This window comes from Pigmentiphaga sp. MLSB6-MA01, from assembly GCF_058793475.1.
Genome location: NZ_JBXAFV010000004.1, coordinates 403,403 through 426,198 on the forward strand (window position 1 = coordinate 403,403; position 22,796 = coordinate 426,198).

Annotated in this window: 24 protein-coding genes; 8 read left to right on the top strand and 16 right to left on the bottom strand. The window is 66.3% G+C overall.

What is annotated here, in order from left to right; all coding sequences use genetic code 11:
- Positions 1-6: 6 nt before the first annotated feature.
- The 5 genes from AC1Q6E_RS09565 to AC1Q6E_RS09585 are packed head-to-tail and all read right to left on the bottom strand — an operon-like array spanning position 7 to position 5,262.
- Entirely contained in the window at positions 7-1,611 is a 1,605-nt protein-coding gene (locus tag AC1Q6E_RS09565; protein WP_296556817.1) for an MFS transporter, read from the bottom strand.
- 11 nt (positions 1,612-1,622) lie between these two features.
- Positions 1,623-3,509 (bottom strand): amidohydrolase, encoded by a 1,887-nt coding sequence (locus AC1Q6E_RS09570; protein WP_492572621.1) that lies wholly within the window; start codon positions 3,507-3,509, stop codon positions 1,623-1,625.
- The gene (locus tag AC1Q6E_RS09575) at positions 3,506-3,784 is read right to left on the bottom strand and encodes a XapX domain-containing protein (protein ID WP_152798524.1); all 279 of its coding nucleotides are present in this window, start codon (positions 3,782-3,784) and stop codon (positions 3,506-3,508) included. The genes AC1Q6E_RS09570 and AC1Q6E_RS09575 overlap by 4 nt, the downstream gene beginning before the upstream one ends.
- A 59-nt stretch (positions 3,785-3,843) precedes the next feature.
- The gene (locus AC1Q6E_RS09580; RefSeq protein WP_152798523.1) at positions 3,844-4,524 is read right to left on the bottom strand and encodes a hydrolase; all 681 of its coding nucleotides are present in this window, start codon (positions 4,522-4,524) and stop codon (positions 3,844-3,846) included.
- Positions 4,525-4,560: 36 nt separating this feature from the next.
- Positions 4,561-5,262, bottom strand: a complete 702-nt coding sequence (locus AC1Q6E_RS09585; protein WP_152798522.1) for a pirin family protein — start codon at positions 5,260-5,262, stop codon at positions 4,561-4,563.
- 131 nt (positions 5,263-5,393) lie between these two features.
- Between AC1Q6E_RS09585 and AC1Q6E_RS09590 the strand changes: the two genes are divergently transcribed.
- Both AC1Q6E_RS09590 and AC1Q6E_RS09595 read left to right on the top strand, forming a co-directional pair.
- Positions 5,394-6,317, top strand: a complete 924-nt coding sequence (locus AC1Q6E_RS09590; protein WP_152798521.1) for a LysR family transcriptional regulator — start codon at positions 5,394-5,396, stop codon at positions 6,315-6,317.
- 76 nt (positions 6,318-6,393) lie between these two features.
- On the top strand, positions 6,394-6,951 hold the full coding sequence (locus tag AC1Q6E_RS09595) for a hypothetical protein (protein WP_152798520.1): 558 nt from the start codon (positions 6,394-6,396) through the stop codon (positions 6,949-6,951).
- A 54-nt stretch (positions 6,952-7,005) separates the two neighbouring features.
- Here the strand turns inward: AC1Q6E_RS09595 and AC1Q6E_RS09600 are convergent, their stop codons facing one another.
- The 10 genes from AC1Q6E_RS09600 to AC1Q6E_RS09645 form a co-directional block, all read right to left on the bottom strand.
- A complete protein-coding gene (locus AC1Q6E_RS09600) occupies positions 7,006-7,740 on the bottom strand; it encodes a hypothetical protein (RefSeq protein WP_492572622.1) in 735 nt (244 codons plus the stop codon).
- A 161-nt stretch (positions 7,741-7,901) separates the two neighbouring features.
- Complete coding sequence (locus tag AC1Q6E_RS09605; protein WP_152798518.1) at positions 7,902-8,564, bottom strand: FABP family protein; 663 nt, start codon at positions 8,562-8,564, stop codon at positions 7,902-7,904.
- A gap of 95 nt (positions 8,565-8,659) precedes the next feature.
- A complete protein-coding gene (locus tag AC1Q6E_RS09610; protein ID WP_492572623.1) occupies positions 8,660-9,199 on the bottom strand; it encodes a 3-isopropylmalate dehydratase small subunit in 540 nt (179 codons plus the stop codon).
- A gap of 28 nt (positions 9,200-9,227) precedes the next feature.
- Entirely contained in the window at positions 9,228-10,499 is a 1,272-nt protein-coding gene (locus AC1Q6E_RS09615) for a 3-isopropylmalate dehydratase large subunit (RefSeq protein ID WP_492572624.1), read from the bottom strand.
- Between the two features lie 17 nt (positions 10,500-10,516).
- On the bottom strand, positions 10,517-11,248 hold the full coding sequence (locus AC1Q6E_RS09620) for an HpcH/HpaI aldolase family protein (RefSeq protein ID WP_492572625.1): 732 nt from the start codon (positions 11,246-11,248) through the stop codon (positions 10,517-10,519).
- A 17-nt stretch (positions 11,249-11,265) separates the two neighbouring features.
- Complete coding sequence (locus AC1Q6E_RS09625) at positions 11,266-12,249, bottom strand: Bug family tripartite tricarboxylate transporter substrate binding protein (protein WP_296556821.1); 984 nt, start codon at positions 12,247-12,249, stop codon at positions 11,266-11,268.
- Positions 12,250-12,388: 139 nt separating this feature from the next.
- Complete coding sequence (locus AC1Q6E_RS09630; RefSeq protein WP_296556822.1) at positions 12,389-13,399, bottom strand: LacI family DNA-binding transcriptional regulator; 1,011 nt, start codon at positions 13,397-13,399, stop codon at positions 12,389-12,391.
- A 126-nt stretch (positions 13,400-13,525) separates the two neighbouring features.
- A complete protein-coding gene (locus AC1Q6E_RS09635; RefSeq protein ID WP_492572626.1) occupies positions 13,526-14,506 on the bottom strand; it encodes a Bug family tripartite tricarboxylate transporter substrate binding protein in 981 nt (326 codons plus the stop codon).
- Between the two features lie 64 nt (positions 14,507-14,570).
- A complete protein-coding gene (locus AC1Q6E_RS09640; protein ID WP_152798511.1) occupies positions 14,571-15,710 on the bottom strand; it encodes an acyl-CoA dehydrogenase family protein in 1,140 nt (379 codons plus the stop codon).
- Between the two features lie 31 nt (positions 15,711-15,741).
- Positions 15,742-16,188 (bottom strand): MaoC/PaaZ C-terminal domain-containing protein, encoded by a 447-nt coding sequence (locus AC1Q6E_RS09645; RefSeq protein WP_152798510.1) that lies wholly within the window; start codon positions 16,186-16,188, stop codon positions 15,742-15,744.
- 231 nt (positions 16,189-16,419) lie between these two features.
- Here AC1Q6E_RS09645 and AC1Q6E_RS09650 point away from each other — a divergent pair, with 231 nt between their 5' ends.
- Both AC1Q6E_RS09650 and AC1Q6E_RS09655 read left to right on the top strand, forming a co-directional pair.
- Positions 16,420-17,229, top strand: coding sequence for an IclR family transcriptional regulator (locus tag AC1Q6E_RS09650; protein WP_296556823.1), 810 nt, complete (start codon positions 16,420-16,422; stop codon positions 17,227-17,229).
- Positions 17,229-18,023, top strand: a complete 795-nt coding sequence (locus tag AC1Q6E_RS09655) for an IclR family transcriptional regulator (protein ID WP_152798508.1) — start codon at positions 17,229-17,231, stop codon at positions 18,021-18,023. Before AC1Q6E_RS09650 ends, AC1Q6E_RS09655 begins: the two co-directional genes overlap by 1 nt.
- 10 nt (positions 18,024-18,033) lie before the next feature.
- Here AC1Q6E_RS09655 and AC1Q6E_RS09660 read toward each other — a convergent pair whose 3' ends face one another.
- Positions 18,034-18,987, bottom strand: a complete 954-nt coding sequence (locus AC1Q6E_RS09660; protein ID WP_152798507.1) for an alpha/beta hydrolase — start codon at positions 18,985-18,987, stop codon at positions 18,034-18,036.
- Positions 18,988-19,131: 144 nt separating this feature from the next.
- On the opposite strand from AC1Q6E_RS09660, the gene AC1Q6E_RS09665 reads away from it, so the two are divergent.
- The 4 genes from AC1Q6E_RS09665 to AC1Q6E_RS09680 are packed head-to-tail and all read left to right on the top strand — an operon-like array spanning position 19,132 to position 22,779.
- The gene (locus AC1Q6E_RS09665) at positions 19,132-19,539 is read left to right on the top strand and encodes a VOC family protein (RefSeq protein ID WP_296556824.1); all 408 of its coding nucleotides are present in this window, start codon (positions 19,132-19,134) and stop codon (positions 19,537-19,539) included.
- Between the two features lie 10 nt (positions 19,540-19,549).
- Positions 19,550-20,101, top strand: a complete 552-nt coding sequence (locus AC1Q6E_RS09670; protein ID WP_152798505.1) for a cupin domain-containing protein — start codon at positions 19,550-19,552, stop codon at positions 20,099-20,101.
- 36 nt (positions 20,102-20,137) lie between these two features.
- Positions 20,138-21,745, top strand: a complete 1,608-nt coding sequence (locus AC1Q6E_RS09675; RefSeq protein WP_492572627.1) for a rhodanese-like domain-containing protein — start codon at positions 20,138-20,140, stop codon at positions 21,743-21,745.
- Between the two features lie 41 nt (positions 21,746-21,786).
- Positions 21,787-22,779, top strand: coding sequence for a Bug family tripartite tricarboxylate transporter substrate binding protein (locus AC1Q6E_RS09680; RefSeq protein WP_492572628.1), 993 nt, complete (start codon positions 21,787-21,789; stop codon positions 22,777-22,779).
- Positions 22,780-22,796: the final 17 nt, after the last annotated feature.

The window sequence follows — 22,796 nt, forward strand, 5'->3', positions numbered from 1 at the left end:
GCATGTTCAACCCTTCATCCGGCTATCAACCGCGAGAAGGTGGCGCACCCCGGGGCGCTGCCCGCCCCGGTGGAAGCGCAGCACCTCGTCCTGGACATCGGCATCGGCCTTCGACACCCGCTTGTGCTGCCGCAGGTGCTCGGCCCAGGACTCCACCTGGAACCACTCCAGCATGAGTCCCGGCTGGGCCGCGTCTTCGGTCACGCCCCAGGCGTAGGCGCCATCCCGGCGCCGCTCGGCCGACAACCGCTCCAGCACGCGCAGGAAGGCCACGCGATCCGCCGGGTCGATCCGGTATTCGACCAGGATCAGCACCGGCCCCCTGTCGTGTTCCACCTGCTCGACGGCCAAGGGCTCGGGCCAATGGTTCGAGGGCACAAGATCGGCCTCGCCCTTGGGCAGCTTGAGCACATGGGACACCACGCCCACGACCACCAATCCCACGGCCCCCGCCAGCAGCGCGGCGGGCACGCCCACCCATCCGGCCACGGCGCCCCAGGCCAGGCTGCCCGCGGTCATCGCGCCGTTGAACACGGTCAGGTAGACGGCCAGCGAACGGCCGCGCACCCAGTTCGGCAGGATGGCCTGCGCCGTGCCGTTGAGCGTGGTGAGCGCGGTAATCCACGCCGCGCCGAGCACCAGCAGACCGACGACCGCCACCCATTGCGGCGGGGCGAACGACAACCCTGCCATGACGGCCGCCGTCACCAGCGCGGCCACCAGCAACAGGCCATCGGCGTCCAGCTTTCCGCGCAGCCTGGGCATGGCCACCGCGCCGCCTATCGCGCCCATGCCCACGGCGCCCAGCAGGATGCCGTAGAACCCCGCCCCGCCGCCCAGCAGCCCCCGCGCCACCAGCGGCAGCAAGGCCCAGACCGAACTGGCCAACGCGAAGAAACAGAACGCGCGCACCAGCACGACATGCAGTTCGCGGCTGGCCCGCGCGTAGCGCAGGCCGGCGCGGAACGCCCCCGTGAAATGCTCGGACAGTTCATCGCGCGGCGTGGGCGGCCGGCGCCACCACAGCAGCGCCGCAATCACGAAGGCATAGCTGATGACGTCCACGCCGTAGGTGACCGCGCCGCCCAGGCTCGCCAGGATCAATCCGCCCACGGCGGGCCCAATGGCGCGCGCGATGTTGATGCCGAGCGAATTCAGCGCCACGCCGTTCTTGATGTCCTTCTTCTCCACCAGCTCGGGCACGATGGCCTGCCACGTGGGCCCCATCAGCGCCGCGCCGATGCCGCCGAGGAAGGTCAGCGCGACCAGCGAGCCTATGGTCTGCATCCCCCAGGCCGTCAGCAGCATCAGGCAGATGCTGACGCAGGCCAGCAGGACCTGGATCGCGATGAGGAATTTGCGCCGATCCAGGATATCGGACAGCACACCCGCCGGAATGGCCAGGAGGAAAATGGGCAGCGTGGCGGCGGCCTGCACCATGGCGACCGCCGTGGGCGAGGACGACAGGTCCGTCATCAGCCAGGAGCTGGCGACATCGCGGATGAAACTGCCGGTGTTGCCGATGATCGTCGCGACCCACAGCACGGCGAACAGTTTCTGCTTCAAGGGCGCGAAACCGCCCTGGGAGGTACTCTTGACCGCTTCGCCCACGTCGTTTCTCCTCAGACCGCCCAGCAGGAGCAGCCCAGCGCTCCGAAGAAACCTCGGGCATCGGCCACGGGCAGCCTCGACGCCCAGGCCCGGGCATGCGCGTGCCCGTGCAGGCCGCAGGCTTGCGCGCAGCCGCACGCCGCCATCCGGCGAGAGCCCAGTGAATGGCGGCCCGCCCCCCCGGGTTCGCCCCAGGCGGCATAGCCGCCGAACAAGCGGGCGGGCGACCAGTCCGGCATCGGCGGTGGCAGCGGATTGTCGTCCAGATCGGCAAAGCGGCCCGCGCCATAGACGACACGGCCGCCCACCATGGTCAATTCCGAGGTCAGGAAGGAAAGCTCGTCCTCGGCGCAGGCGAAGAAATCCTTGTCGGGCACGATCAGGTCCGCCAACTGCCCCGGGGCGATGCTGCCCCGACGTCCTTCCTCGTTCGAGAACCAGGCCACTTTCTCGGTCCACATGCGCAGCGCCGTTTCGCGATCCAGGCAGTTGCGCCGGGGATAGAGCGACAGCCCCCCCACCGTCTTGCCGGTGATCATCCAGGCCAGCGACACCCAGGGGTTGTAGGACGCCACGCGCGTGGCGTCGGTGCCCGCCGATACCTTGACGCCCTTCTCCAGCATGCGGGCGATGGGCGGCGTGGCCTCGGCCGCCGCGGCGCCGTAGCGTTCGACGAAATACTCGCCCTGGTAGGCCATGCGGTGCTGCACGGCGATCCCTCCGCCCAGCGCGGCGATGCGGTCGATGGACCGATCGGAGATGGTCTCGGCGTGATCGAAGAACCAGTTCAAGCCCTTCAGCGGGATCTCGCGATCGACCTTCTCGAACACATCCAGCGCGCGCGAAATGGTCTCGTCGTAGGTCGCGTGCAGGCGCCACGGCCAGCGATTCTGCGCCAGGATGCGCACGACCTCCTCCAGGTCTGCCTCCATCCCGGGCGGCATCTCGGGACGGGGCTGGCGGAAGTCCTCGAAATCGGCGGCCGAGAACACCAGCATCTCGCCCGCGCCATTGTGGCGGAAATAATCGTCGCCCTGCTTGTACCGGACGCTGGACGTCCAGTTCAGGAAATCCTCTTTCTCGTGCCGGGGTTTCTGCGTGAACAGGTTATAGGCCAGGCGGACCGTCAGTTGGCCATCATCCGCCAATTGCCGGACCACTTCATAGTCGTCGGGATAGTTCTGGAAGCCGCCACCGGCATCGATCACGCCCGTCACCCCCAGGCGGTTCAGCTCGCGCATGAAGTGCCGCGTGGAGTTGACCTGATAGTCGAACGGCAGCGCCGGGCCCTTGGCCAGCGTGGCGTACAGGATCTGCGCGTTCGGCCTGGCCAGCAGCAGCCCGGTGGGATTGCCCTGGGCGTCGCGCGTGATTTCCCCGCCCGGCGGCTCGGGCGTGTCCTTGGTGTAGCCCACCGCGCGCAGCGCCGCGGCATTGAGCAGCGCGCGGTCGTAAAGATGCAGCAGGAAGACCGGCGTATCGGGGGCCGCCGCGTTGATCTCGGCGATCGTCGGCAGGCGTTTCTCGTCGAACTGGTGCTCGGTGAAGCCGCCCACCACGCGTACCCACTGCGGGGGCGGCGTAATCGCGACCTGCCGGCGCAGCATGTCCATCGCATCGGCCAGCGAACGGATGCCATCCCAGCGCAGCTCCATGTTGAAATTGAGCCCGCCGCGTATCACGTGGGTATGGTTGTCGATCAGCCCGGGCAGCACGCCGCGGCCGCCCAGGTCGACGATCCGGGTCGCCGGACCCGCCAGGGCCATGATTTCCCGGTCCTCGCCCACGGCCAGGAAACGCCCGTCCTTGACCGCGACGGCGGTGGCCGACGGGTTGGCCCGGTCCAGCGTGGTGATGCGGCCGTGCCGCAGGATGACGTCGGCGGTGGAAGCGCTCATGATTGCTCCTCGGTGGACCGGGTGGGCTGCGCGGCCTGGCCGCGGCCGGGCAATTGGCCGAACACGTGCGCGACGGCCGAGCTCTTGTCGCAGGCGGACAGGAACGCGGACCCGGCAAGCCATTGCTTGCCGACGGGAATGACCTGCTCGCCGACAAGGATGCCCAGCAGGCCGACCAGGGCCACCAGCGGCGGCGCGGGCGAACGGACGTTGAGCAGGCTGTAGACGATGCCGACCAGCAGGCCGGCCCCCAGGGATAGTACATAGAGCTTCATCGCTGACCTCGATACCTGACAGTCGCGCCGCGGCCCGGCGCCGGCATGCGCGCGGAGGGCTACCGGGCCGGGTTGGGGCCGATCCGCTCGCCGTGCTGGACGCGCTCCGCGCCATTGTGCACGTGGGTGATGGCGTAGTCGATGCCCATGCCGTAGGCGCCGGAGTGATCCTTGACGATGCCGGTCACGGCGTCATAGGTTTCCTTGCGGGCCCAATCGCGCTGCCACTCCAGCATGACCTGCTGCCACGTCACCGGCACCGCTCCCGCCTGCACCATGCGGTCCATCGCGTACTTGTGCGCATCCAGGGACGTGCCGCCCGAGGCATCGGCCACCATGTAGATCTCGTAGCCGCCCTCCTTCATCGCGCACAGCGCGAAGGTGGTGTTGCAGACTTCCGTCCAGAGCCCCGACACGACGATCTTCTTGCGGCCGCTGGCGGCCAGCGCGTCGCGCACGTTCTGGTCGTCCCAGGAGTTCATCGAGGTACGTTCGAGGATCTTGTTCTGCGGAAACACCGCCAGCAGCTCGGGATAGGTGTTGCCCGAAAAGCTGTCGGTCTCCACCGTCGTGATGGTGGCCGGAATGCCGAACACCTTGGCCGCCTTGGCCAGCGCCACGACATTGTTCTTCAGGACCTGGCGGTCGATCGATTGCACCCCGAAGGCCATCTGGGGCTGCTGGTCGATGAAGATGATCTGGCTGTTCTGGGGAGTAAGGACATCGAGATAATGCGACATGGCAGTGCTCCTTGGGGGAAACGACAAGAAAATGGGTCAGCCGGCCACGTCCACCAGGACGAGTTCGGCATCTTCGCTGGCGGTCACGCGTATGACGTCCTCGTCCCGGATCGCGGCACCGTCCCGCGCCTGCAATTCCACGCCGTTGACGTCCACGCGGCCGGTGGCGGGCACCAGGTAGGCATGGCGGCCGGATCCCAGGCGGTACTCCACCGACTCGCCCGCCTTCAGCGTGGCGCCGGAGACCCGCGCATCGGCGCGGATGGGCAGCGCCTCCTCGTCTCCCGGCATGCCGCTGGCCAGCGCGACGAACTGGCCCGAACGGTCGCCCTTGGGAAACGGCTTGGCCCCCCAGGCTGGCTGGCCGCCGCGGCGATCCGGAAGGATCCAGATCTGGAAGATGCGCGTCACGCCAGGCTCCAGGTTGTATTCCGAGTGCCGGATGCCCGAGCCCGCGCTCATGACCTGGACGTCGCCCGCCTCGGTGCGGCCGCGGCTGCCCAGGTTGTCCTGGTGGGTGATGGCGCCTTCCCGGACATAGGTGATGATTTCCATGTCGGCATGGGGATGCGGCGGGAAGCCGGTACCCGGAGCGATGGTGTCGTCGTTCCAGACCCGCAGCGCGCCCCAGTTCATGCGGGCCGGGTCGACATAACCGGCGAAAGAGAAGTGATGCTTGGCGTCGAGCCATCCGTGGTTGGCTCCACCCAGGCTCTCGTAGGGACGACGTTCGATCATGGCGTTCTCCACTTTGGCTTGCTTCGATGAATAGAACTATAGAAACTAGTCGAGACTATTGAAATAGAATTAATTGAAAACCATACTTTCCATTTTTTGCATCACAACCTTCTCCTTGCGGAAACCGATCCATGAGCAGACTCCCCGACCTGGAAGCCTGGGCCATCTTCGCCAAGGTGGCCGAGACCGGCTCGTTCGCCCGGGCGGCGGCGGAGCTGTCACTGTCGCAGGCCACCGTCTCCAAGGCCGTCTCGCGCCTGGAAGGACGGATGAAGACCGTGCTGTTCCACCGCACTTCGCGCCGCATTTCCCTGACCGAAAGCGGACTTGCCGCCCTGGAACGCGCCTCGCGCATCCTCGAGGAAGGCGAAGCCGTCGAAGCCGAAGTGACCGAGCAGTCGAGCAGCCCGCGCGGACCGATACGGATGACCGCCCCCATGTCCTTCGGCATCTCGCACGTGGCGCCCGTGCTGCCCCCGTTCATGGCGCGCTATCCCGAGGTCACGCTGGATGTCCACTTCAGCGACGAACAGGTCGATCTGGTCGAAAAGCGCTTCGACCTGGCGCTGCGCATCTCGACGCTGGCCGACTCCAGCCTGCTCGTGCGCCGGCTTTGCACGGTGCGCATCCTGCTGGTGGGGTCGCCCGCCTACTTCGAACAGCATGGCCGGCCGCGTCACCCACGCGAACTGGCCCAGCACCGCGCGCTGCAATACGCCTACGCGCGCACCGGATCGAGCTGGCGCTTCCGCCATGCCCGCCATGGCGAATTCACACAGGCCATGCCCACGCCGCTGCGGGTGAACAATGCCGAGGCGCTGACACCCGCCTTGCGCGCGGGCGCGGGCCTCGCCCTGCAACCCGAATTCCTGGCCTGGCAAGACCTGCAGTCCGGCGCGCTGGAAACCGTCATGGACGACTGGCAGGTGGAACCCATCGCGCTGCACCTCGTCACGCCGCCCGGGCGCGGCCGGCCCGCCCGCGTGCAGGCGCTGATGGAGTACCTGGCCGCGCACTTCATTGGCGAACCGTGGGCACGGGCCATCGATGCCTGACCCGGGGTGCCATTTGCCCGCCCTGAAATATTTAATTACATTCACTCCCTCATATCAGGCACCGGGGGAGTTTCAGATGTTCATTCGTTCAATCGTGGCCGCGGCCTGCATCGGCGCCTTGGGCGCATGCGCGTCGATCACCAGCGACAGCATGCAGACTCTGCGGGTCGAGACACTCGACAAGGATGGCAAGAGCGTGGCGGGCGCGGCCTGCACGCTGTCCAATGATCGAGGCGTCTTCAACGCCACGACGCCGGCGACGGTATCGGTCCGGAAATCATCGGAAGACCTTTCCATCGACTGCAAGAAGGATGGTGAACAGGCGGCCACCGGCAAGCTGATTTCGCGCGCCGGCGCCGGCATGTTCGGAAACATCCTCATCGGCGGCGGCATCGGCGCGATCATCGATCACAGCAAGGGCGTGGCCTACAACTACCCGGACTGGGTACAGCTGATCTTCGGCGAGACCCAGGTATTCGATCGGATGCACCGCGAGGATGGCAAGCCCACGCAAAGCGTGGCGGCCATCGAGAAAGCCAAGAATGCGCCGGCGGCCGCCGAAGTCGCCCGGAACGATGCACCGGCCGCGGCAGCGCCCGACACCACAGGCACCGCCAATCCGTCCGGCAATTGAGGCCGGGGCGGCAACGCCGTGGCAGCGTGGCGGCCGTTCGCCATGCGGATCCGCTCAACGGCCGCGCGGACAGGTCATCGACGCCCGGTTGTCCGCGTTGAACACCAGATCGAGCTGCGGCACGCCGGTCTGCTTCACCGCATAGCGGCCGGTCGCATTGGACAGCGGTCCGGTGAAGCTGACCCGTCCGTCCTGCACTTGATAACTGCCGCCCTTGGCGCCGACCGCATACTGGCCACCCTTTTGCACCACGACGTCGGTGTACGCGTAGTTCAGCTGGCCGGCGTCGAAGGTGTAGCAGGTGTACTTGCCCGGGGCGATGTCGGCGGCCTGCGCGGGCGGTTGTTCCGGCGTCCGCGCAGGCGCCGGGATGGGGGTGGAAGCCGCGGTTTGCCGCCATCCACGGCGCATGTCGTCCAGCGACTTGACGATGACGGGCGTCTGCTTGTCCAGCGTCTCCAGCGTCGTGGCCGGACAGGCGCCCTGGGCAAAGCCCTTCTGGCTGGCGATGCCGGCGATGCGGGACGACTCGTCGCGCATCGCCTGCTCGTACGTGCGCCGCAGTTTGTCGCGCTGCGGCGCGGACAGGCCGGCGGCGCCGATCAATCCATCCAGCGCCCGGACGACCGGCCTTGCGTCCCGCCTGCAGAAGTCCAGGGCCGCCTGGACCTGCGCGGCCTGCGTATTGGCGCCCTCGAGCATGCTCAACGGGTCGGGCTCCGCGCCCAGGCTGGTTCCGGCAACGGCCAGGCCACAGGCGAGCGGAACGATGCGAGAAAAGGTGTTCAAGGGAAGTCTCCGCAGTTCTTGTTGGCAGGTGGCCGGCAAGTCCATGCGTCGATCTTCCGTGCTCCCCCGCACGGTCGGGACTTCCAGCCGCGGCCAAGCGTACCATCGCCACGGGGAAAAACGTCGGGGACCGACGCCCGGGCATTCCCCCTCACCGGCCCCTATGAAGCCTCGGACTGCTCCCGCTTCATCGCCGCCGCCCGGGCCGTGGGATTGGGCGTCGGCTCGCCGATCTTGCGCAGCTTGTTCCGGTCGGTGTGGTGGAAAGGCTCCGCCTGGCCGGGAATGACGAGCACCGTATCCTGCTCGTAGGACCAGGTCCCGTCGTCGTTGATGGTCACCGTGATGGTGTAGCTCTCGGTCCTGAAGGCATACTCCAGGAACGGATTCGATACGATGCCGTTCGTCAGCGAGCCCCGCACGGCCTGCAGGGTGAACTGCCTTGCATCGGGCGCCGTTCGGCCGACCGCCATCGCCGTCTGCCCCCGCGGGATCGTCAGGGTCTGCATGATCGCCCCCGTCGCCGGTTCCCACAGCCAATAGCCGACCTGGTCATGGAAGGTCTCGACGTCGTCGGGCTTGACGATGCGCGTGTGGTAGCGCAACCCGTAGAACAATTGCGGGCCATTCGTCTGCGCATCGATGGGTTGCAGCTCGATGTGCTCGATGAACGCCTGCTTCTCGGGCCCATCGGCCTTGGGATTGATGTCGAGTCCGCGCGCGCCCGTCCAGATGCCGGCCATCCCGGTCAGCGGACCAAGGTTGGCGAGTGTGTCGACATCCGGTTCCGGTTCGGTATAGATGTCCTTGGGGGTGTTTTCCATGATCGGTCCGGCAGCAATGCGCAATGATGAAGAAGCCGGATTTATGCAAGCAGCCCGGATCGATGTCAAGGAAAATCCCTTCCGGACGCCCATCCCTACGCAGCCGCTTTTGCCCGCTCCTCCATCCACCACTGCCTCAGCATCTCCGTCGCCCCTCCCTTGGCGACGATCTTCCTGAGTTCTTCCGGCAGGGGGGGATAGTCACGGACCAGCCCGCTCGTCAGATTCTCGAATCTTCCGGTATCGAAGTTAACCCGCAGCCGGTCGCCATCGGCGGCCAGGGCGGAGACGCCGGCGCAATCAGCCATGAACACCAGGCCGATACTGATCGCGCCGCGGAAACTCAGGTAGGGCATGGACTCGCAAACGACGCCGACGCCCAGCGAACGCAGCGCGATGTACCCTTGCACGTGGGCCTTGCCCTTGCCGAAATTGCGGCCGGCCAGGACGATGTCCCCCGGCGCCACGGCGGCCCGGAAATCGGGGCGATCCTCTTCCAGGACATGGGCCTTGAGCACCTTGGGGTCGAATACCTTGTCCGTCACGTACTGCTGGGTCATCAGGTATCCGTCATGCCGGACGTCATCGCCGAACTTGTGGCAACGTCCTTCGTACAGCCAGGTCTCACTGATCATTTTCCGCTCCTTGCATGTCGATCGGCGGTCACGCCGCCGCCAGTCCGCGCGCATCCGCGATCTCGCCGCGCAGCGACGAAGCCGCCACGGTGGCCGGGCTGGCCAGGTACACCTGCGCGTCGCGCGGCCCCATCCGGCCCGGCGCATTGGTGGCCGCCGTGGAAATCGATACCTCGCCCGGCCCCAGGGGGCCGACCTTGCCGCCCGAGCAGACACCGCAGCCGGGCTGCAGGATGATCGCGCCCGTCCGCTGTATGCTCGATATGAGTCCCTCGTCCGCGGCGCGCCGCGCCGTCTCGACCGAGCCCGGCGCGACATACAGGCGCGTGCCCGCCGCAATCCGCTTGCCGCGGATCAGCGACTCCGCGATGACCAGGTCCTCGTAGGTGCCGGATCCGCACGAACCGATAAACGCATGGTGCACGTGAACCCCGGTCACTTCGCTGACGTCCACGGCCCGGTCGGGGCTGCCGGGCAACGCCACCTGGGGTTCGAGTGCGCCAAGATCGAAGACCTCGTCCGCCTCGTAGCGGGCATCCTCGTCGCTGCAAATGGCGGCCAGGTCCAGGTCGCCGTCCAGCGGGATCGCCCCTCTCAACCGCTCCGACGGCGGAATGAACAAGGTCGCCACGCCGATCTCGGTCGGCGAATTGCAGAGCGCCACGCGGTTCGAGAAATCCATGTCATGGACCGTTCCCGCCAGCTCGATGACGCGATAGCTGAACCGGCCGCCGAACAGCCTCCCATCCACCATGTCCCGCGATATCCGGTAGCCGACGTCCCGGCCATAGACGCCCGCCTTCAATTTCCCGGTGAAGACAAGGCGCACCGTCGGCGGGACGGTGAACCAGGTCGTTCCCCGCGCGATGACGGTCGCGATCTCGGTCCCCATTCTTAGCGCAACGGCCCCGATCGCGCCGAAGTTGGTGCAATGCATGTCGTTGGCGAAGATGAACATGCCGGGCCTGACCAGGCCCTGCTCCATGGGAAAGATGTGCCCGTGGCCGCCCGCGCCGATGTCATAGAACTTCTCGATCTTCCAAGCCTTGGCCGCCTCGCGGATCTTCATGCCCTTCTGCGCCGCTTTCGGCGTCGTATACACCACGTCGTGGTCCGTCACGATCACCACCCGCGCGGGATCCCACAACTGGTCGATGCCGATGTCGTCCAGTTCCTCCTTGGTCGAACCCACCTGCCCGTCATGCATGAACATCAGGTCGGGAATCGGATAGACCACATCCCCCGGTTTGACGGACTGCACGCCGGCCGCCCGCGCAACAATTTTTTCGAACGCTGTCATTCCCATGGTCTGCCTCTTTATCGTGCCTGTTCGATCGTGTGCTGCCACAGGCACCGGGTGCCCTCGATCACGATTTCCTTCGAGCTCACATCCTCGATGAAATCCTCCCGCATGCGCTTGCCGGCCGCATGGACGATGTCGAAAGCCTTCGCGCGGGCCTTCAGGACCTCCGGATGCTTCGCCTGCCCCGGATAGCCCAGGCCTTGCGAGAAATCATTCATCCCGATGTAGAAGAAATCGACGGCATCGACCTTGACCATTCCCGGCAGGTTCTCCAACCCCTCGCGATCCTCGATCATCAGGCAGACCACCATGTTGTCGTTGCACCGACGATAGAACGCGGGCCGGTCTCCTTTGTCCATCGCGTAATCGACGCCTCGCGCGCTCCCGAACGAGCGGTCGCCCAGCGGCCCGAAATAGGCGGCGCGCACGACCTGCTCCGCCTGCTCCACGGTCGAGATGTGCGGCGCCACGATTCCCTGCACGCCCCGGTCGATGAACTGCTGGATGGTGCTGGAACGAATATCCGGCACCCGCGCCAACGTCGTCATGCCGCAAAGATCCGCCGCGCGGCAGGTCTCTTCGATTTCCCGAAGGGAAAATGCGCCGTGCTCGCCGTCGATCTGGATGAAATCCAGGCCCAGCCTGCCGACGATCTCCACGGTTTGCGGAGAGGGCCAGCTCAGGATGGCGCCATAGCTTTTCCTGCCATCGTTCAAGGCCACCTTCACCTTGTTGGGGAAGTACATAATCACCTCGATAGTGTCTAGTGGGAATTCCTGAGTCCGATCGAGTCGATGACGCCCGACCACTTGCTTGCCTCGTCGTCCATGAAGGACTTGAACTGTTCCGCCGTCGAACCCACGGCCAGGGTGCTGCTGGTCCGCAAGTAGTCGGCCACGCTTTTCTCGGCCAGCGCCTTTGAGAAATCCGCCTGTATTTTCTGGACGATGCCGGGCGCCAGTCCCGGCGGCGCGACCACGCCTGACCAGCCCTCCACGTACATGCCCTTCAGCCCCGACTCGTCCAGGGTAGGAACGTCGGAAAACGCGTCGATGCGCTGCCTGCCTCCCACCGCGATCAAGCGCACGTTTCCAGACCGGATCGTCGCCATGGCGCCGGGCAGCGGCAAGAACATGAAATCGGTCGTGCCGCTGGCGACATCGAGCAGGGCCGGGCTGTCGCCCTTGTTAGGGATGTGATAGAGCTTCACGCCCGCCCGGGTGGCGAACAGTTCGGCCGCCAGGTGCCCCACGTTGCCTACCCCCGCCGAGCTGTAATTGACGCCTTGCGGCTTGTTCTTGATGTAGGCGATCAGTTCCGGGACGGTTTTTACAGGCAGCTTTCCGTTGATGACGAGCGCGAACGGAATGCTGGTCATCTGCGTGATCGGGGTGAAGTCCTTCAGCGGATCGAACGGTATTTCCTTGTAGATGAACTGATTGACCGTCATGTTCCCCGGCGCGGCATAACCGATGGTGTAGCCATCGGGCGCCGCCTGCTGGACCGCGGACATGCCGATGATGCCGTTCGCCCCCGCCTTGTTTTCCACCACGACCGGCTGCTTCCAGATCGTCGCCAGGGCGGCGGCGATCTGCCGGGCGGACCCGTCCGCCGACGACCCCGGGGCCTGGGCGACGATGAATCTCACCTGCCGGCCCGGCCACTCGCTGGCCAGGGCCATGCACGGCGCCCCCGCCAGCCAGGCCAGCAACACGAGGACCCCCATCCCGATTCGACTGGTCTTCATTTCTCCTCCTTTATGGTATCGATACCATCGCCAAGCAAGCATAGCCGCCGCGGGCGATGGCTCATACGGCATCGCTCTGCTACAGATGCGATGACTGGTTATGGTATCGATACCATACCATGCTGGCCATCCAGAACTACTAGGAAGTTTCCCGTATGCAGAGTTCGAACCCGACATCCACATGGCCCGCCGGGCTCCCGCCGCCGATCCGCGTGAGCGCCACGCGGGCGGCCTCCCGGCCTATCGTGTAGCGGGGAATGCGCAGCGCGGTAATGGCCGGGGCCAGCATGGCGCCTATCTCCGTATCCTCGAAGGCCACGATGGCAATGCGGCCGGGGATGGGAACCTGCATCTTCTGGCATTCCAGATGCGCGCCCAGGGCCATGTTGCCGCCGAAGAACACCGCCGCGTCCACCTTCGACCGGACATCGATCAGATCGCGCAGCACGACGGCGCCCGACGCCACGTCGCCGTCGGTCGCGATCTCCAGATCCGGACCGGAGCGCAATCCGGCGTCGTTCACCGCGGCCCGATAGGCCTTGATCCGTGTTTGCGTGCGTTCATTGTGGGGCGACCGCGCATAGACGCAGGCGATGTGCTCGTACCCCCGGTCGATCAGGTGCCGGGTCAACGTGTAGGCGGCGTCGAAGTTCGAGAAGCCCACCGCCGTATCCAGTGGCTGTTCGCACAGGTCGCCCGTTTCGATGACCGGTATTCCCGAAGCGCGTATGAGGCTGACGCACTCGGCGGTATGGACGGTGTTGTGGAGCAGCAGCGCACGAGGCCGCTGGGACAGGAACGCCCGGACGATGGCCTCTTCCCCCTCCAGGGTTTCGCCGGATGTCCCCAGCATGAGGTGGTAGCCCATGGGCGACAGGAAATCGCTGACCCCCTGCACCATCGCGGTCAGAAACAGGTGGTTGATGCTGGGAATGACCGCCGCGATCAGTTGGGTTTTCTGAGACTTCAGGCTGCCGGCGGGGCCGTTGGGCACGTAGCCGAGCTGCTTGATGACACGATGGATCTTGTCCAGGGTCTCCGGCGCGACGGAAGAAGGATGGCTCAACGCCCGGGATACGGTGATGGGCGCCACATTGGCCAGGCGGGCGACGTCCACCATCCGTACTCTGTCGTTCGACGTTTTTTTCATTCGGATTGCTTGCACTGAAATCGTGAGAACCGGCCGGCAGCACTCCTCGTGGAGCCGGCGGCGCAACCTGACGATTGTGAGGCAAGGAACCGGAATAGTCGATCCGCCAGTGACTGCTTTCGTTCGTCACTGCTGCTCGATGCCCGCCGCCTTGACCAGCTTCGTCCATCGGGCGATTTCGACCTTCTGGAACTCCGCCAGCTCCTGGCGGGTGCCCGGGATCGGCTTCCAGGCGTTGTCGCCGAAGTACTTGGCGGCCTCCTGCGATTGCATGATGGGAACGATGAGCGCGTTGAGCTTGTCGGCGATGTCGTTCGGGGTGCCCTTGGCCGCGAACACCGCCAGCCAGCCGCTGGCCTCGTAGCCGGGAACGCCCTGCTCCGCGATCGTGGGGATGTCCTCGTAGCCGGGCATGCGCGTGGGCGTGGAGACGCCCAGGGCCTTGAGCTTTCCGGCGCGCACGTGCGGCATGACGGCCGGCGCGTCGCCGAACACGATGTCGATCTGTCCGCCCATCACATCCGTGACCGCCAGTGGCAGCGTCTTGTACGGCACGTGCAGGATGTCGATGCCGGCCAGCTCCTTGAGCACTTCGCCGCCGGCCCTGGACGAGGAGTTGCCAGAGCCGAAGGTCAGCTTGCCGGGGTTCTTCCTGGCCGCGGCGATCAGCTCCTGCACGTTGTGGTAGGGCGCGCCGGGCGCGACCGTCAGCACCACGCCGCCCACGATCATCGCGGTGATCGGCACGAAATCCGCCACCGGATCGTACGGCAGCTTCTTGAACAGCGCGAGATTCGCGGCATGCGTCGTATTCGTGCCGATGACGATGGTGTAACCGTCCGCGGGCTGGCGCAGGACGTGCTGCAAAGCGATGAACCCGCTGGCGCCAGGCTTGTTGTCGACGATGACCGGCTGCTTGGTGATCTCGGTGATGTGTTTGCCGACGAAGCGGGCGGCCAGATCCGTCGTGGTCCCGGCGCCGAACGGCACGACGATGGTGATGGGTTTGCCGGGGAAGCTCCCCGCCTGGGCCCAGGCCTGCGGCGAGGCGGCCAACGCCAGCGATCCCCCCAGCAACAGGGCTTGCATTGTGTGGATTTTTCTCATCTCATGTCTCCTTTGATGGACTTGCACATCCGGCGGATGAACGGCGGGGTCGCCTTACCCGCGCTCACATGCGCATCGCCTTGGCGATGATGCTGCGCTGGATCTGCGAGGTCCCTCCGCCTATGGTCGATTGCATGCCCTCGCGGAAATAGCGCTCCATGTCGGACTCGGGCAGCATGCTGTGCCCGCCCAGGATCTGCATGCCCTGGCGCGTCACCGTCTGCAGGGTCTCGGACGCCATGAGCTTGGCCATGCTGACTTCCCGCGAGCAGGACAGGCCCCGCGAGGCCATGTCGGCGGCGCGATACACCATCAGGCGCGACGCATCGACCGCGGTCTGCATGTCGGCCAGCATGTGGCGTATCACCTGGAAGTCGTAGATCGGCTGGTCGAACTGGATGCGTTCGTGCGCATAGCGCAAGGCGTCGCTGACGGCCTGCTGCGCGTTGCCGACGTAGGCGGCGGACACGGCTATCCGTTCCAGCTCCAGGTGGTCGGTGATGATGCGCCAGCCGTCGCCCGGCTCACCCATCATGTTGGCATCGGGCACCCACGCATCGTCGACGAAAATCTCGGTGGTGCCCGTGGCGCGGCGCGCCATCGTCGGCAGCCGCCGGATGTCCAGGCCCTTCGTGTCGTTGGGCACCAGCAGCACCGACAGGCCCTTGTGCTTCTTCGCCTCCTTGTCGGTGCGCACCAGCATCGCGATCACGACGTCCCGGGCCGCCGCGCCGGAGCACCACAGCTTCTGGCCCCGGATCACCCAGCCCTGGTCGCGAGGCTCGGCCCGGGTGCGCGTCGACGCCGCGTCGGAACCGGCCTGGGGCTCGGAGATCGAGATCGAGAAACGCAACTCGCCCCGCATGAACGCGGGAAGGTAGCGCTGCTTCTGCTCCGGCGTGCCGAACTTGACGATGTTCATGCCGGTAAACGTCGCGACCATGAAGGCGGTGGCGAAATCGAAGCCATAGCGCGCCAGGCCTTCGCACATCAGCGCATAGTCGAAAATCGTGCCGCCATCGCCGCCTTGGTCCTCGGGTATCAAGAGGCGCAGCCAGCCCAGCTTGGCAACCTTTTCATAGGCTTCATAGGGATAGGCGCGGTCGATGTCGCACTGGCGCACATACTCGCGGCCGATCTCCTGCTCCATCACGCGCGCGACGGTATCGCGCCACAACGTCTGCTCTTCGTTCAGGAAATCCATGTCGCTCTCTTTGTGGGAAGGTAGGGGATGATCATTGGGCCGGCAGGCGCTGGCGGCGTACGAGCAGGCTGAACTCGCAGCTCAGCACGGTCTCGCCGCGCTGATTGACCGCGACCAGTTTCGTGGTCGCGATACCGTGCCGGTCGCCCTTGGCGCGCAGGTCGATGATTTCGCTTTCCGCATGCAGGGTGTCGCCGATGAACGTGGGCTTGAGAAAACGCAACTTGTCCACGCCGTAGAAGGCCTCGACGACGCTCGAATCGAAGCCGAGCAGCGCATTCACGACCACGAACACCAGCCCCCCTTGCACGACGCGCTGGCCGTAGAGCGATCGCTTGGAAAACTCCGCGTCCGCGTGGATGGCAAGCCAGTTGCCGGTCAGGCCGCAGAAATTGACGACGTCGGTCTCGGTCATGGTGCGGCCGCCGGAACGGCGGCGCTGGCCCAGGGATAGTTCGTCGAAAGGCTGGGTGATCATCGAATCCGGACCTCCATGCGTGAATGGGGGAAAGGGGAATGGCCGAATTCTAGATTCTTATTTCGTTTTTAAAAGTCTAATTCCATTTTAATTATGTAGAATGACAGAACGAACCGCCGGGGAAACGGGCAAATTTCACATTGCCACGGCGTGGCGGATCGAGGCGAAGTCGTTGATATTGCTTGGAAATTCACCAGAGCTGTTTCTTTCCATCACATCGAATTCCATTCCATGGATGACACTTTAGGGACTTTCCCTAGGGCCACGGCGCCCAGCGACGAAATACGGGTCCTGGCACGCGGACTGGCCCTGCTGAAGGCCTTCTGCCCGCGCAACGCCGCCCGCTCGAACGGCGAACTGGCGCAGATGACCGCATTGCCCAAGGCCACCGTGTCGCGCCTGACCGCGACCCTGACCCGCCTGGGCTACCTCGAATACCTGGACGAGTCGGCCCGATACCGCTTGGCCCACGCCGCCGTCGCGCTGGGTTTCGGCGCCTTGTCCACGCAGGACATCCGCGTACGGGCCCGCGAGCATATGCAGCGCTTCGCGGATGACAACGACCTGGTGGTCGTGCTGGCCGTACGCGAAGGCAACGTGATGGTCTGCCACGAGGTCTGCCGTGGGCGGGGCGCACTCACCATCCGTGTCGCCGCGGGCTCGCGGCTGAAGCTGCCGCGCTCGGCCATGGGCCGCGCCTGGATGGCCTCTCTTGCCCCCTCCCGGCGCGCCGCCGTCCTGCGCGAACTGGAGCTGGCCTTCCCCGATGATCCGCTGCATCCAGCGCTGGACGAAGCAGCGGCCGAAATCGCCCAGTCCCGGTTCTGCGTCACGGTCGGCTCGCTGGAACCCGACGTCAACAGCGTCGCGACCCCCATCGACGCCGCGCGGTCCCCCGGCGCATACGTGCTCGGCTGCTCGGTGCCGGCCTTTCGCTATCCCCGCGAGCGCTGCGTCGCCGAGATCGGTCCGCTGCTGCTCGGCTTGCGCGACCGGATCGAAGCCGGCCTGGAAACAGCCGGCGGCGCGGGAGGCTCCTGATGCGCAAGCGCACCCAGGCACTGGACGCCACCGAGAGCAATCGCGGCATCGACTCCCTGCAGCGGGGCATGGAAGTCCTGCGCTGCTTCCAGCCAGGCGAGAATGCGCTGACCGTTGCCGAGATCGCCCGCCGGCTGGATCTGCCACGAACGACCACACGCCGGCTGTTGAACACGCTGGCCGCGCATGACTTCCTGTTCAGCGTCCCGGATCGCGATGCCTTCCGCCTGCACGTCGCCAGCTTCGTCCTGGGCCAGGCGGTGCTGTCGGGCTCGGAACTGGTGCGCGGTGCGACGCCGGTACTGCAATGGCTGGCCAACCGGCACGCCCTGCATTGCCTGTTGTGCGTGCGCGATCGTGGCGACATGCTGGTGCTCGCGCACCAGGCCGGCGCCGGCACGGCGCATTGCCCCCTCAGGGCCGGGACGCGGCTGCCCATCGCCCGCACCGCGCCGGGCCATGCCTGGTTGTGGACCCAGCCCGTCGCCACGCAGGGTAAATGGCTGACGCCGATGCGCGCGTCGGCGAACCCGGCCGAGCACACGCACGCCGCGGCCATCTACCAGGCCTTCCACGACCTCGTGCAAGGCGGCACCTGCGCCTCGTTCGGCACCTGGCGGTCCGGCGTAGGCTTCATCGCAGCGCCCGTCGCGCTGGCCGGCGGCGACAGCGCGGTGATCGCCGGCGTGCACACCTGCGCCGCGCCGCAGGAGCGAAGCCGCATCGAGCACGAATGCACGCCGGCCCTGTTGCAGGCGGCCGGCACGATACGCCGCGAGGTCCGGCGGGTGTGAATCGTCCCCTTCAGGCACCATGCCTGATGAAGTCCAGCAAGGCCATCCCGAAGTCCGCATCGGCGGTGTTCAGGTGCGCGATGATGGACGTGTGGTTGTGCCCGGCCAGCCACATGAAGCGTGGCGACCGGCGCCGATGGGCGCTCAGGGCGTGATAGAGCTCCGCGTTGTGCACGTCGATCAGCGGGTTCTCGTACTGGGCCACCGCGAGCATGACCGGTAGCCTGGCCAGGCCCTGGGTAGCATAGGTGACCGGCGAACCCTCCTCCATGCGCCGGGCGTCGACACCGTAGTAGGCCTCGACGCGCCGGGCGTTGGGATTCTCCGCGCTGGCTTCGGCGCGCACCCGCCCCGACACCAGGATGAGCCCGGCCAGGCCGCTCTGGCCCTGCGGGTGGAAGCGGCTGTCGCCGGCATAGTGGCCGGCGTGGGTCCCCCCCGCCGAATGCCCCATCAGGAAGATCCGCTCCGGATCCCCGCCCCACTGCGCGGCATGCCTGCGCACCCAGGCCACCGCGGCCGCGATGTCCTCCGTCGCGCTCGGAAAAGGATGATCGGGGGCAAGACGAAACTCCACGTTGACGCCCACGACGCCGTGGCGGGCCATGAACCACAACACGTTGGCGTAGATCTCGGACGTACGGTTCTTCTCCCCATCCACGAAGGCCCCGCCGTGCGCGAACATCAGGACAGGACGGGCCGTGCGGGTGCCCGCTCCTTCGGATGAAGGCGGTACATGGACATCGAGCCGGTTGCGCTCGTGCGGGCCGTAGGACAGGTCCATCTCACGCGTGCCCACCTTGGGCGCGGTGGCATGCAGCACGTCGTAGGCCTCGATCATGCGCCGGGTGTGCTCCTTGATGTCGCGGCCCCAGACGGGCCCGAGTTCGCGCATCAGCGCGCGCACGCTGTCGGGAACGGCGGGCGCATCGGCGGAAGTAGCAGGTGGTGGATGGAACATCATGCGTCTTCTCCATGGATTTTTTCGTGCTTGACCGGGATCGGATCAGCCAATTATTATTTTAGAACAGTCGGTCCAATATTTGGAATGTACAAGGTGCGGGGCCGGCGGATGCACTCGGTACACATGACAAGGCACATCCCCACCATGACTCAACCCCTGCTTGGCAAGCTCCGCCACCTCTCCCTTTCGGTGAAGGACATCGAAGAAACCGCACGCTTCTACGAACAGGCATTCGGCATGTTCCGCGTGCGCCAGTCCAACGTCGCCGTCATGATGTCCGACGGCGTGGTCAGCCTGGCCATCATCAGCTCGACCAAGAATCCCAACGCCGAGGAACGTGAAGGCCTGCATCACATGGGATTCCTGATCGGCGAGATGGAAGACGCCGCGGATCGGGTGCTTGGCGCCGGCGCCGAATACCACGGCCAGATCAATGGCGTGGGCAAGGGCCCGGCCACCGAGCGCAAATACCGCGATCCGAACGGCATCGTGTTCGACATCGTCACGCGCGAGCATGCCGAGCGCGTGTGGTGCCTGCCGCAAATCGTGTAAGGAGCGATCCATGTCGAATCACCCATACACCCTCGAGCAGTTCTGCGAAAACACCCGCGCCACCCTGCGCCAGGACCCTGGCCGCGCCGGCCAGGAGCGCGTCTGTGTCGACTTCGAACGGCTGCTGCAATCGCCGGCATTCGTGGACAAGTACTGCGGACCGGAGCTCGAACGCAAGCTGTACCGCGTCCACACCGATCCTGAACTCGGCTTCGAGGTCCTGGTCCACCTGAACAAGGCGGCGCGCAAGTCTCCGCCCCACGACCACGGCGAATCCTGGGCGATCTATGGCCAGGTCACCCGCTGGGTGGACATCACCAACTACCGGCGCAACGACGACGGCCAACAGCCCGGCCGCGCCGATCTGACGCTGACCGAGTCGTTCCGGCTCGAACCCGGACAGGCCCGGCTGTTCCCGCAGGACGCCATCCACGCGATCGACTACCCCGACCAGGCTATCTTCGCGCGCGTCACCGGCCGCGACCTGGATGCCTTCCATCGCGACATGTTCGATCTCGAGGCGGGAACGGTCACCCGCATGACTCCGCAGCGGGCGAGCTGACGTGGAACCTCGCACCATGGAACAACCGACATGAACATGCCTGGACAAGAACGGATCGTGACACCCGCCGAATTGCGGGAGCGCCTGCGGCGCGATGGGGAGCTCGCCCTGGTCGACGTGCGCGAAGAGCTGCCCTTCTCGCGCGGACACCTGCTGCAGGCACGCTGCATCGCGCTGTCCCGGCTGGAAGTGCTGATGCCCCAGCGTATCCCCCGGCGCTCGACACCCATCGTGCTGTGCGCCGACGCGACGCTGAACGAGCGGGCGCGCGGGCGGCTGGCCAGCCTGGGCTATACGGACGTGTCCGCCCTGGAAGGCGGGCTCGATGGCTGGGCCCGGGCCGGCCTGCCGGTCTTCAGCGGCGTCAACGTGCCCAGCAAGGCCTTCGGCGAGTTCGTCGAGCATGCCTATCACACACCGTCCATCGACGCGAAGGAGTTGCAGGACCTGATCGACGCCCGCGCCGACGTGCAGGTGTTCGACTCGCGTCCCTACGACGACTACACCGCCGAAACCATCCCCACATCCACCAGCGCGCCGGGCGCGGAACTGGCGTTCCGCGTTCCCGAAGCGGTCGTGAACGACGGCACCCTGGTGGTCGTCAACTGCGCCGGCCGCACCCGCAGCATCCTGGGGGCACAGTCCATCATCAATGCCGGCCTGCCGCAGCGCGTCGTCGCCTTGCGCAACGGCACCATGGGATGGCGCCTGGCCGGGCTGACGGTGGAAACCGGCGCGGAACGCCGCCTGGCCGCGCCCTCGCACGACGCCGCGCAAGCCTCGCGTGCGGCCGCGCGGCGCTTCGCCGACGCCGCCGGCGTGCGCGAGGCAGATCTGCCCATGCTCCACCAATGGCTGGACGAACGCGAGGCGCGCACGCTCTATGCGCTGGACGTGCGCACTCCCGACGAGACGGCGCGGGATCCACTGCCCGGCACGCTGTCCGCGCCCGGCGGCCAACTGGTGCAGGCGACCGATCTTTATGTCGGCACCCTGCAATCGCGCATCCTCCTGCTCGACCCGGAACATACGCGAGCGCTGATGACAGGAGCCTGGCTGCGCTGCATGGGCTGGCGAGACGTCTACGTCGCGGCCCCGCGCCGGGTTCGCGACATGGCGGCCCTGCTGGCGGCGCGGCCGGCACCGCGGCCGGCGCCGGCCCGGCCGGGCTTGAACGCGGCCGAAGCCCAGGCCTACATGCAAGCCATGGACATCACGGTGCTGGACCTGTCCTGGAGCCGCCAGTACAAGCGCCGCCATGTGCCGGGCGCCGTCTTCGCCTCGCGCAGCCATCTGGGCACGGCCCTGGATGCCCATGCCGGCAGCGCCGGCTACCTGCTGACCTGCGAAGACGGCCGCGTCTCGGGTTTCGCCCTGGCCGAGGCACAGGCCCTTACAAAAAAACCCGTCCACTACCTGGCGGGCGGGATCGCGGCCTGGTCCGCGGCCAGCCTGCCGTTGACCGGCGACGGACAACGCTGGTCGGTGGAACCCGAAGACGTCTGGCTGCGCCCGTTCGAAAGGCCGACCCAGACCCGCCAAGCCATGGACGAATACCTGTCGTGGGAAGTCGACCTGCTGGAACAGGCACGCCTGGACGGCAGCCTGAATTTCCAGGCCTATGCCCCGCAGCGGCCCACCTGAGGCCGCGCACCGTTCGCAACGATAAAAACCGGAGACATCTCATGACACAGCAACGACCCGGCAAGCCCGCTCTTGCCCTGGTGGCGCTCGCGCTATCCTGGGCAGGCCTGCCCGCCGCGCACGCGGCGGACGCCGCCTGGAAACCGGCCAAGCCCATCAAGCTCATCGTCGCCTACCCCGCGGGCGGCCCGGTCGACCAGATGGCGCGCGCCTTCTCGAACGAAATGGCGAACGAACTCGGCCAGCCCGTCATCGTCGACAACCGCGGCGGCGCCAGCGGCTCGCTGGGCGCCAACTTCGTCCGCCGCGCCGAACCCGACGGCTACACGATCAGCCTGATCATGGATGCCCACACCATCGTGCCCAGCCTGATGAAGGACGCCGGCTATCGCCCGCTGGAGGACTTCACTCCCATCGGCCTGGTCACGCGCGCGCCGATGGCCATCGGCGTCAACGCGCAGCGGCCCTACAAGACCTTCCGCGACGTGGCCGAGGCCGCCCGGGCGAAACCCCGAAGCGCCAGCTATGGCGTCTCGCAGGGCACGCTGGGCAGCCTGGTCATGCTCCAACTCCAGCGCCTGGGCAATTTCGAACTGCTCAACGTCCCCTACAAGGGCGCCGCGCCCGCGCTGCAGGATGCGCTGGGTGGACAGATAGACATGGTGGTCGGCTTTCCCAGCAAGGTCATGCCCTACATCCAGAGCAAGCAGATGCGCGTGCTGGCCGTCACCTCGAAGGAACGCTCGAAAGACCTTCCCGACGTTCCCACGCTGGGCGAACAGGGCTTCGGCGAGATCGACTGGTCGGGCTGGATGGGGCTGGCGGGGCCCGCCGGCATGCCGCCGGCCATCGTCCAGCGCTACAGCAGCGTCTTGAAGAAGGTATTGTCGGAACCCGCCGTGGTCGAACGCTTCAATGCCGCGGGCATGCCGGTGGACTTCAGCGATCCGCCCACCTTCGCGAAATTCATGGCGTCCGAAACCGCCTACTGGAACAAGGTCATCGTGGACGGCAAGCTGGCCGCGTCCAACTGACCATGCGGGAAGGGCTT

Bases quoted from the DNA above. Each gene is read 5' to 3' on its own strand.
- AC1Q6E_RS09660 (WP_152798507.1), bottom strand. From the start codon at position 18,987: ATGATGTTCCATCCACCACCTGCTACTTCCGCCGATGCGCCCGCCGTT.
- AC1Q6E_RS09570 (WP_492572621.1), bottom strand. From the start codon at position 3,509: ATGAGCGCTTCCACCGCCGACGTCATCCTGCGGCACGGCCGCATCACC.
- AC1Q6E_RS09630 (WP_296556822.1), bottom strand. From the start codon at position 13,399: ATGAAAAAAACGTCGAACGACAGAGTACGGATGGTGGACGTCGCCCGC.
- AC1Q6E_RS09595 (WP_152798520.1), top strand. From the start codon at position 6,394: ATGTTCATTCGTTCAATCGTGGCCGCGGCCTGCATCGGCGCCTTGGGC.
- AC1Q6E_RS09625 (WP_296556821.1), bottom strand. From the start codon at position 12,249: ATGAAGACCAGTCGAATCGGGATGGGGGTCCTCGTGTTGCTGGCCTGG.
- AC1Q6E_RS09575 (WP_152798524.1), bottom strand. From the start codon at position 3,784: ATGAAGCTCTATGTACTATCCCTGGGGGCCGGCCTGCTGGTCGGCATC.
- AC1Q6E_RS09670 (WP_152798505.1), top strand. From the start codon at position 19,550: ATGTCGAATCACCCATACACCCTCGAGCAGTTCTGCGAAAACACCCGC.
- AC1Q6E_RS09665 (WP_296556824.1), top strand. From the start codon at position 19,132: ATGACTCAACCCCTGCTTGGCAAGCTCCGCCACCTCTCCCTTTCGGTG.
- AC1Q6E_RS09605 (WP_152798518.1), bottom strand. From the start codon at position 8,564: ATGGAAAACACCCCCAAGGACATCTATACCGAACCGGAACCGGATGTC.
- AC1Q6E_RS09620 (WP_492572625.1), bottom strand. From the start codon at position 11,248: ATGTACTTCCCCAACAAGGTGAAGGTGGCCTTGAACGATGGCAGGAAA.
- AC1Q6E_RS09590 (WP_152798521.1), top strand. From the start codon at position 5,394: ATGAGCAGACTCCCCGACCTGGAAGCCTGGGCCATCTTCGCCAAGGTG.
- AC1Q6E_RS09635 (WP_492572626.1), bottom strand. From the start codon at position 14,506: ATGAGAAAAATCCACACAATGCAAGCCCTGTTGCTGGGGGGATCGCTG.
- AC1Q6E_RS09675 (WP_492572627.1), top strand. From the start codon at position 20,138: ATGCCTGGACAAGAACGGATCGTGACACCCGCCGAATTGCGGGAGCGC.
- AC1Q6E_RS09680 (WP_492572628.1), top strand. From the start codon at position 21,787: ATGACACAGCAACGACCCGGCAAGCCCGCTCTTGCCCTGGTGGCGCTC.
- AC1Q6E_RS09610 (WP_492572623.1), bottom strand. From the start codon at position 9,199: ATGATCAGTGAGACCTGGCTGTACGAAGGACGTTGCCACAAGTTCGGC.
- AC1Q6E_RS09645 (WP_152798510.1), bottom strand. From the start codon at position 16,188: ATGATCACCCAGCCTTTCGACGAACTATCCCTGGGCCAGCGCCGCCGT.
- AC1Q6E_RS09655 (WP_152798508.1), top strand. From the start codon at position 17,229: ATGCGCAAGCGCACCCAGGCACTGGACGCCACCGAGAGCAATCGCGGC.
- AC1Q6E_RS09585 (WP_152798522.1), bottom strand. From the start codon at position 5,262: ATGATCGAACGTCGTCCCTACGAGAGCCTGGGTGGAGCCAACCACGGA.
- AC1Q6E_RS09615 (WP_492572624.1), bottom strand. From the start codon at position 10,499: ATGACAGCGTTCGAAAAAATTGTTGCGCGGGCGGCCGGCGTGCAGTCC.
- AC1Q6E_RS09640 (WP_152798511.1), bottom strand. From the start codon at position 15,710: ATGGATTTCCTGAACGAAGAGCAGACGTTGTGGCGCGATACCGTCGCG.
- AC1Q6E_RS09650 (WP_296556823.1), top strand. From the start codon at position 16,420: ATGGATGACACTTTAGGGACTTTCCCTAGGGCCACGGCGCCCAGCGAC.
- AC1Q6E_RS09580 (WP_152798523.1), bottom strand. From the start codon at position 4,524: ATGTCGCATTATCTCGATGTCCTTACTCCCCAGAACAGCCAGATCATC.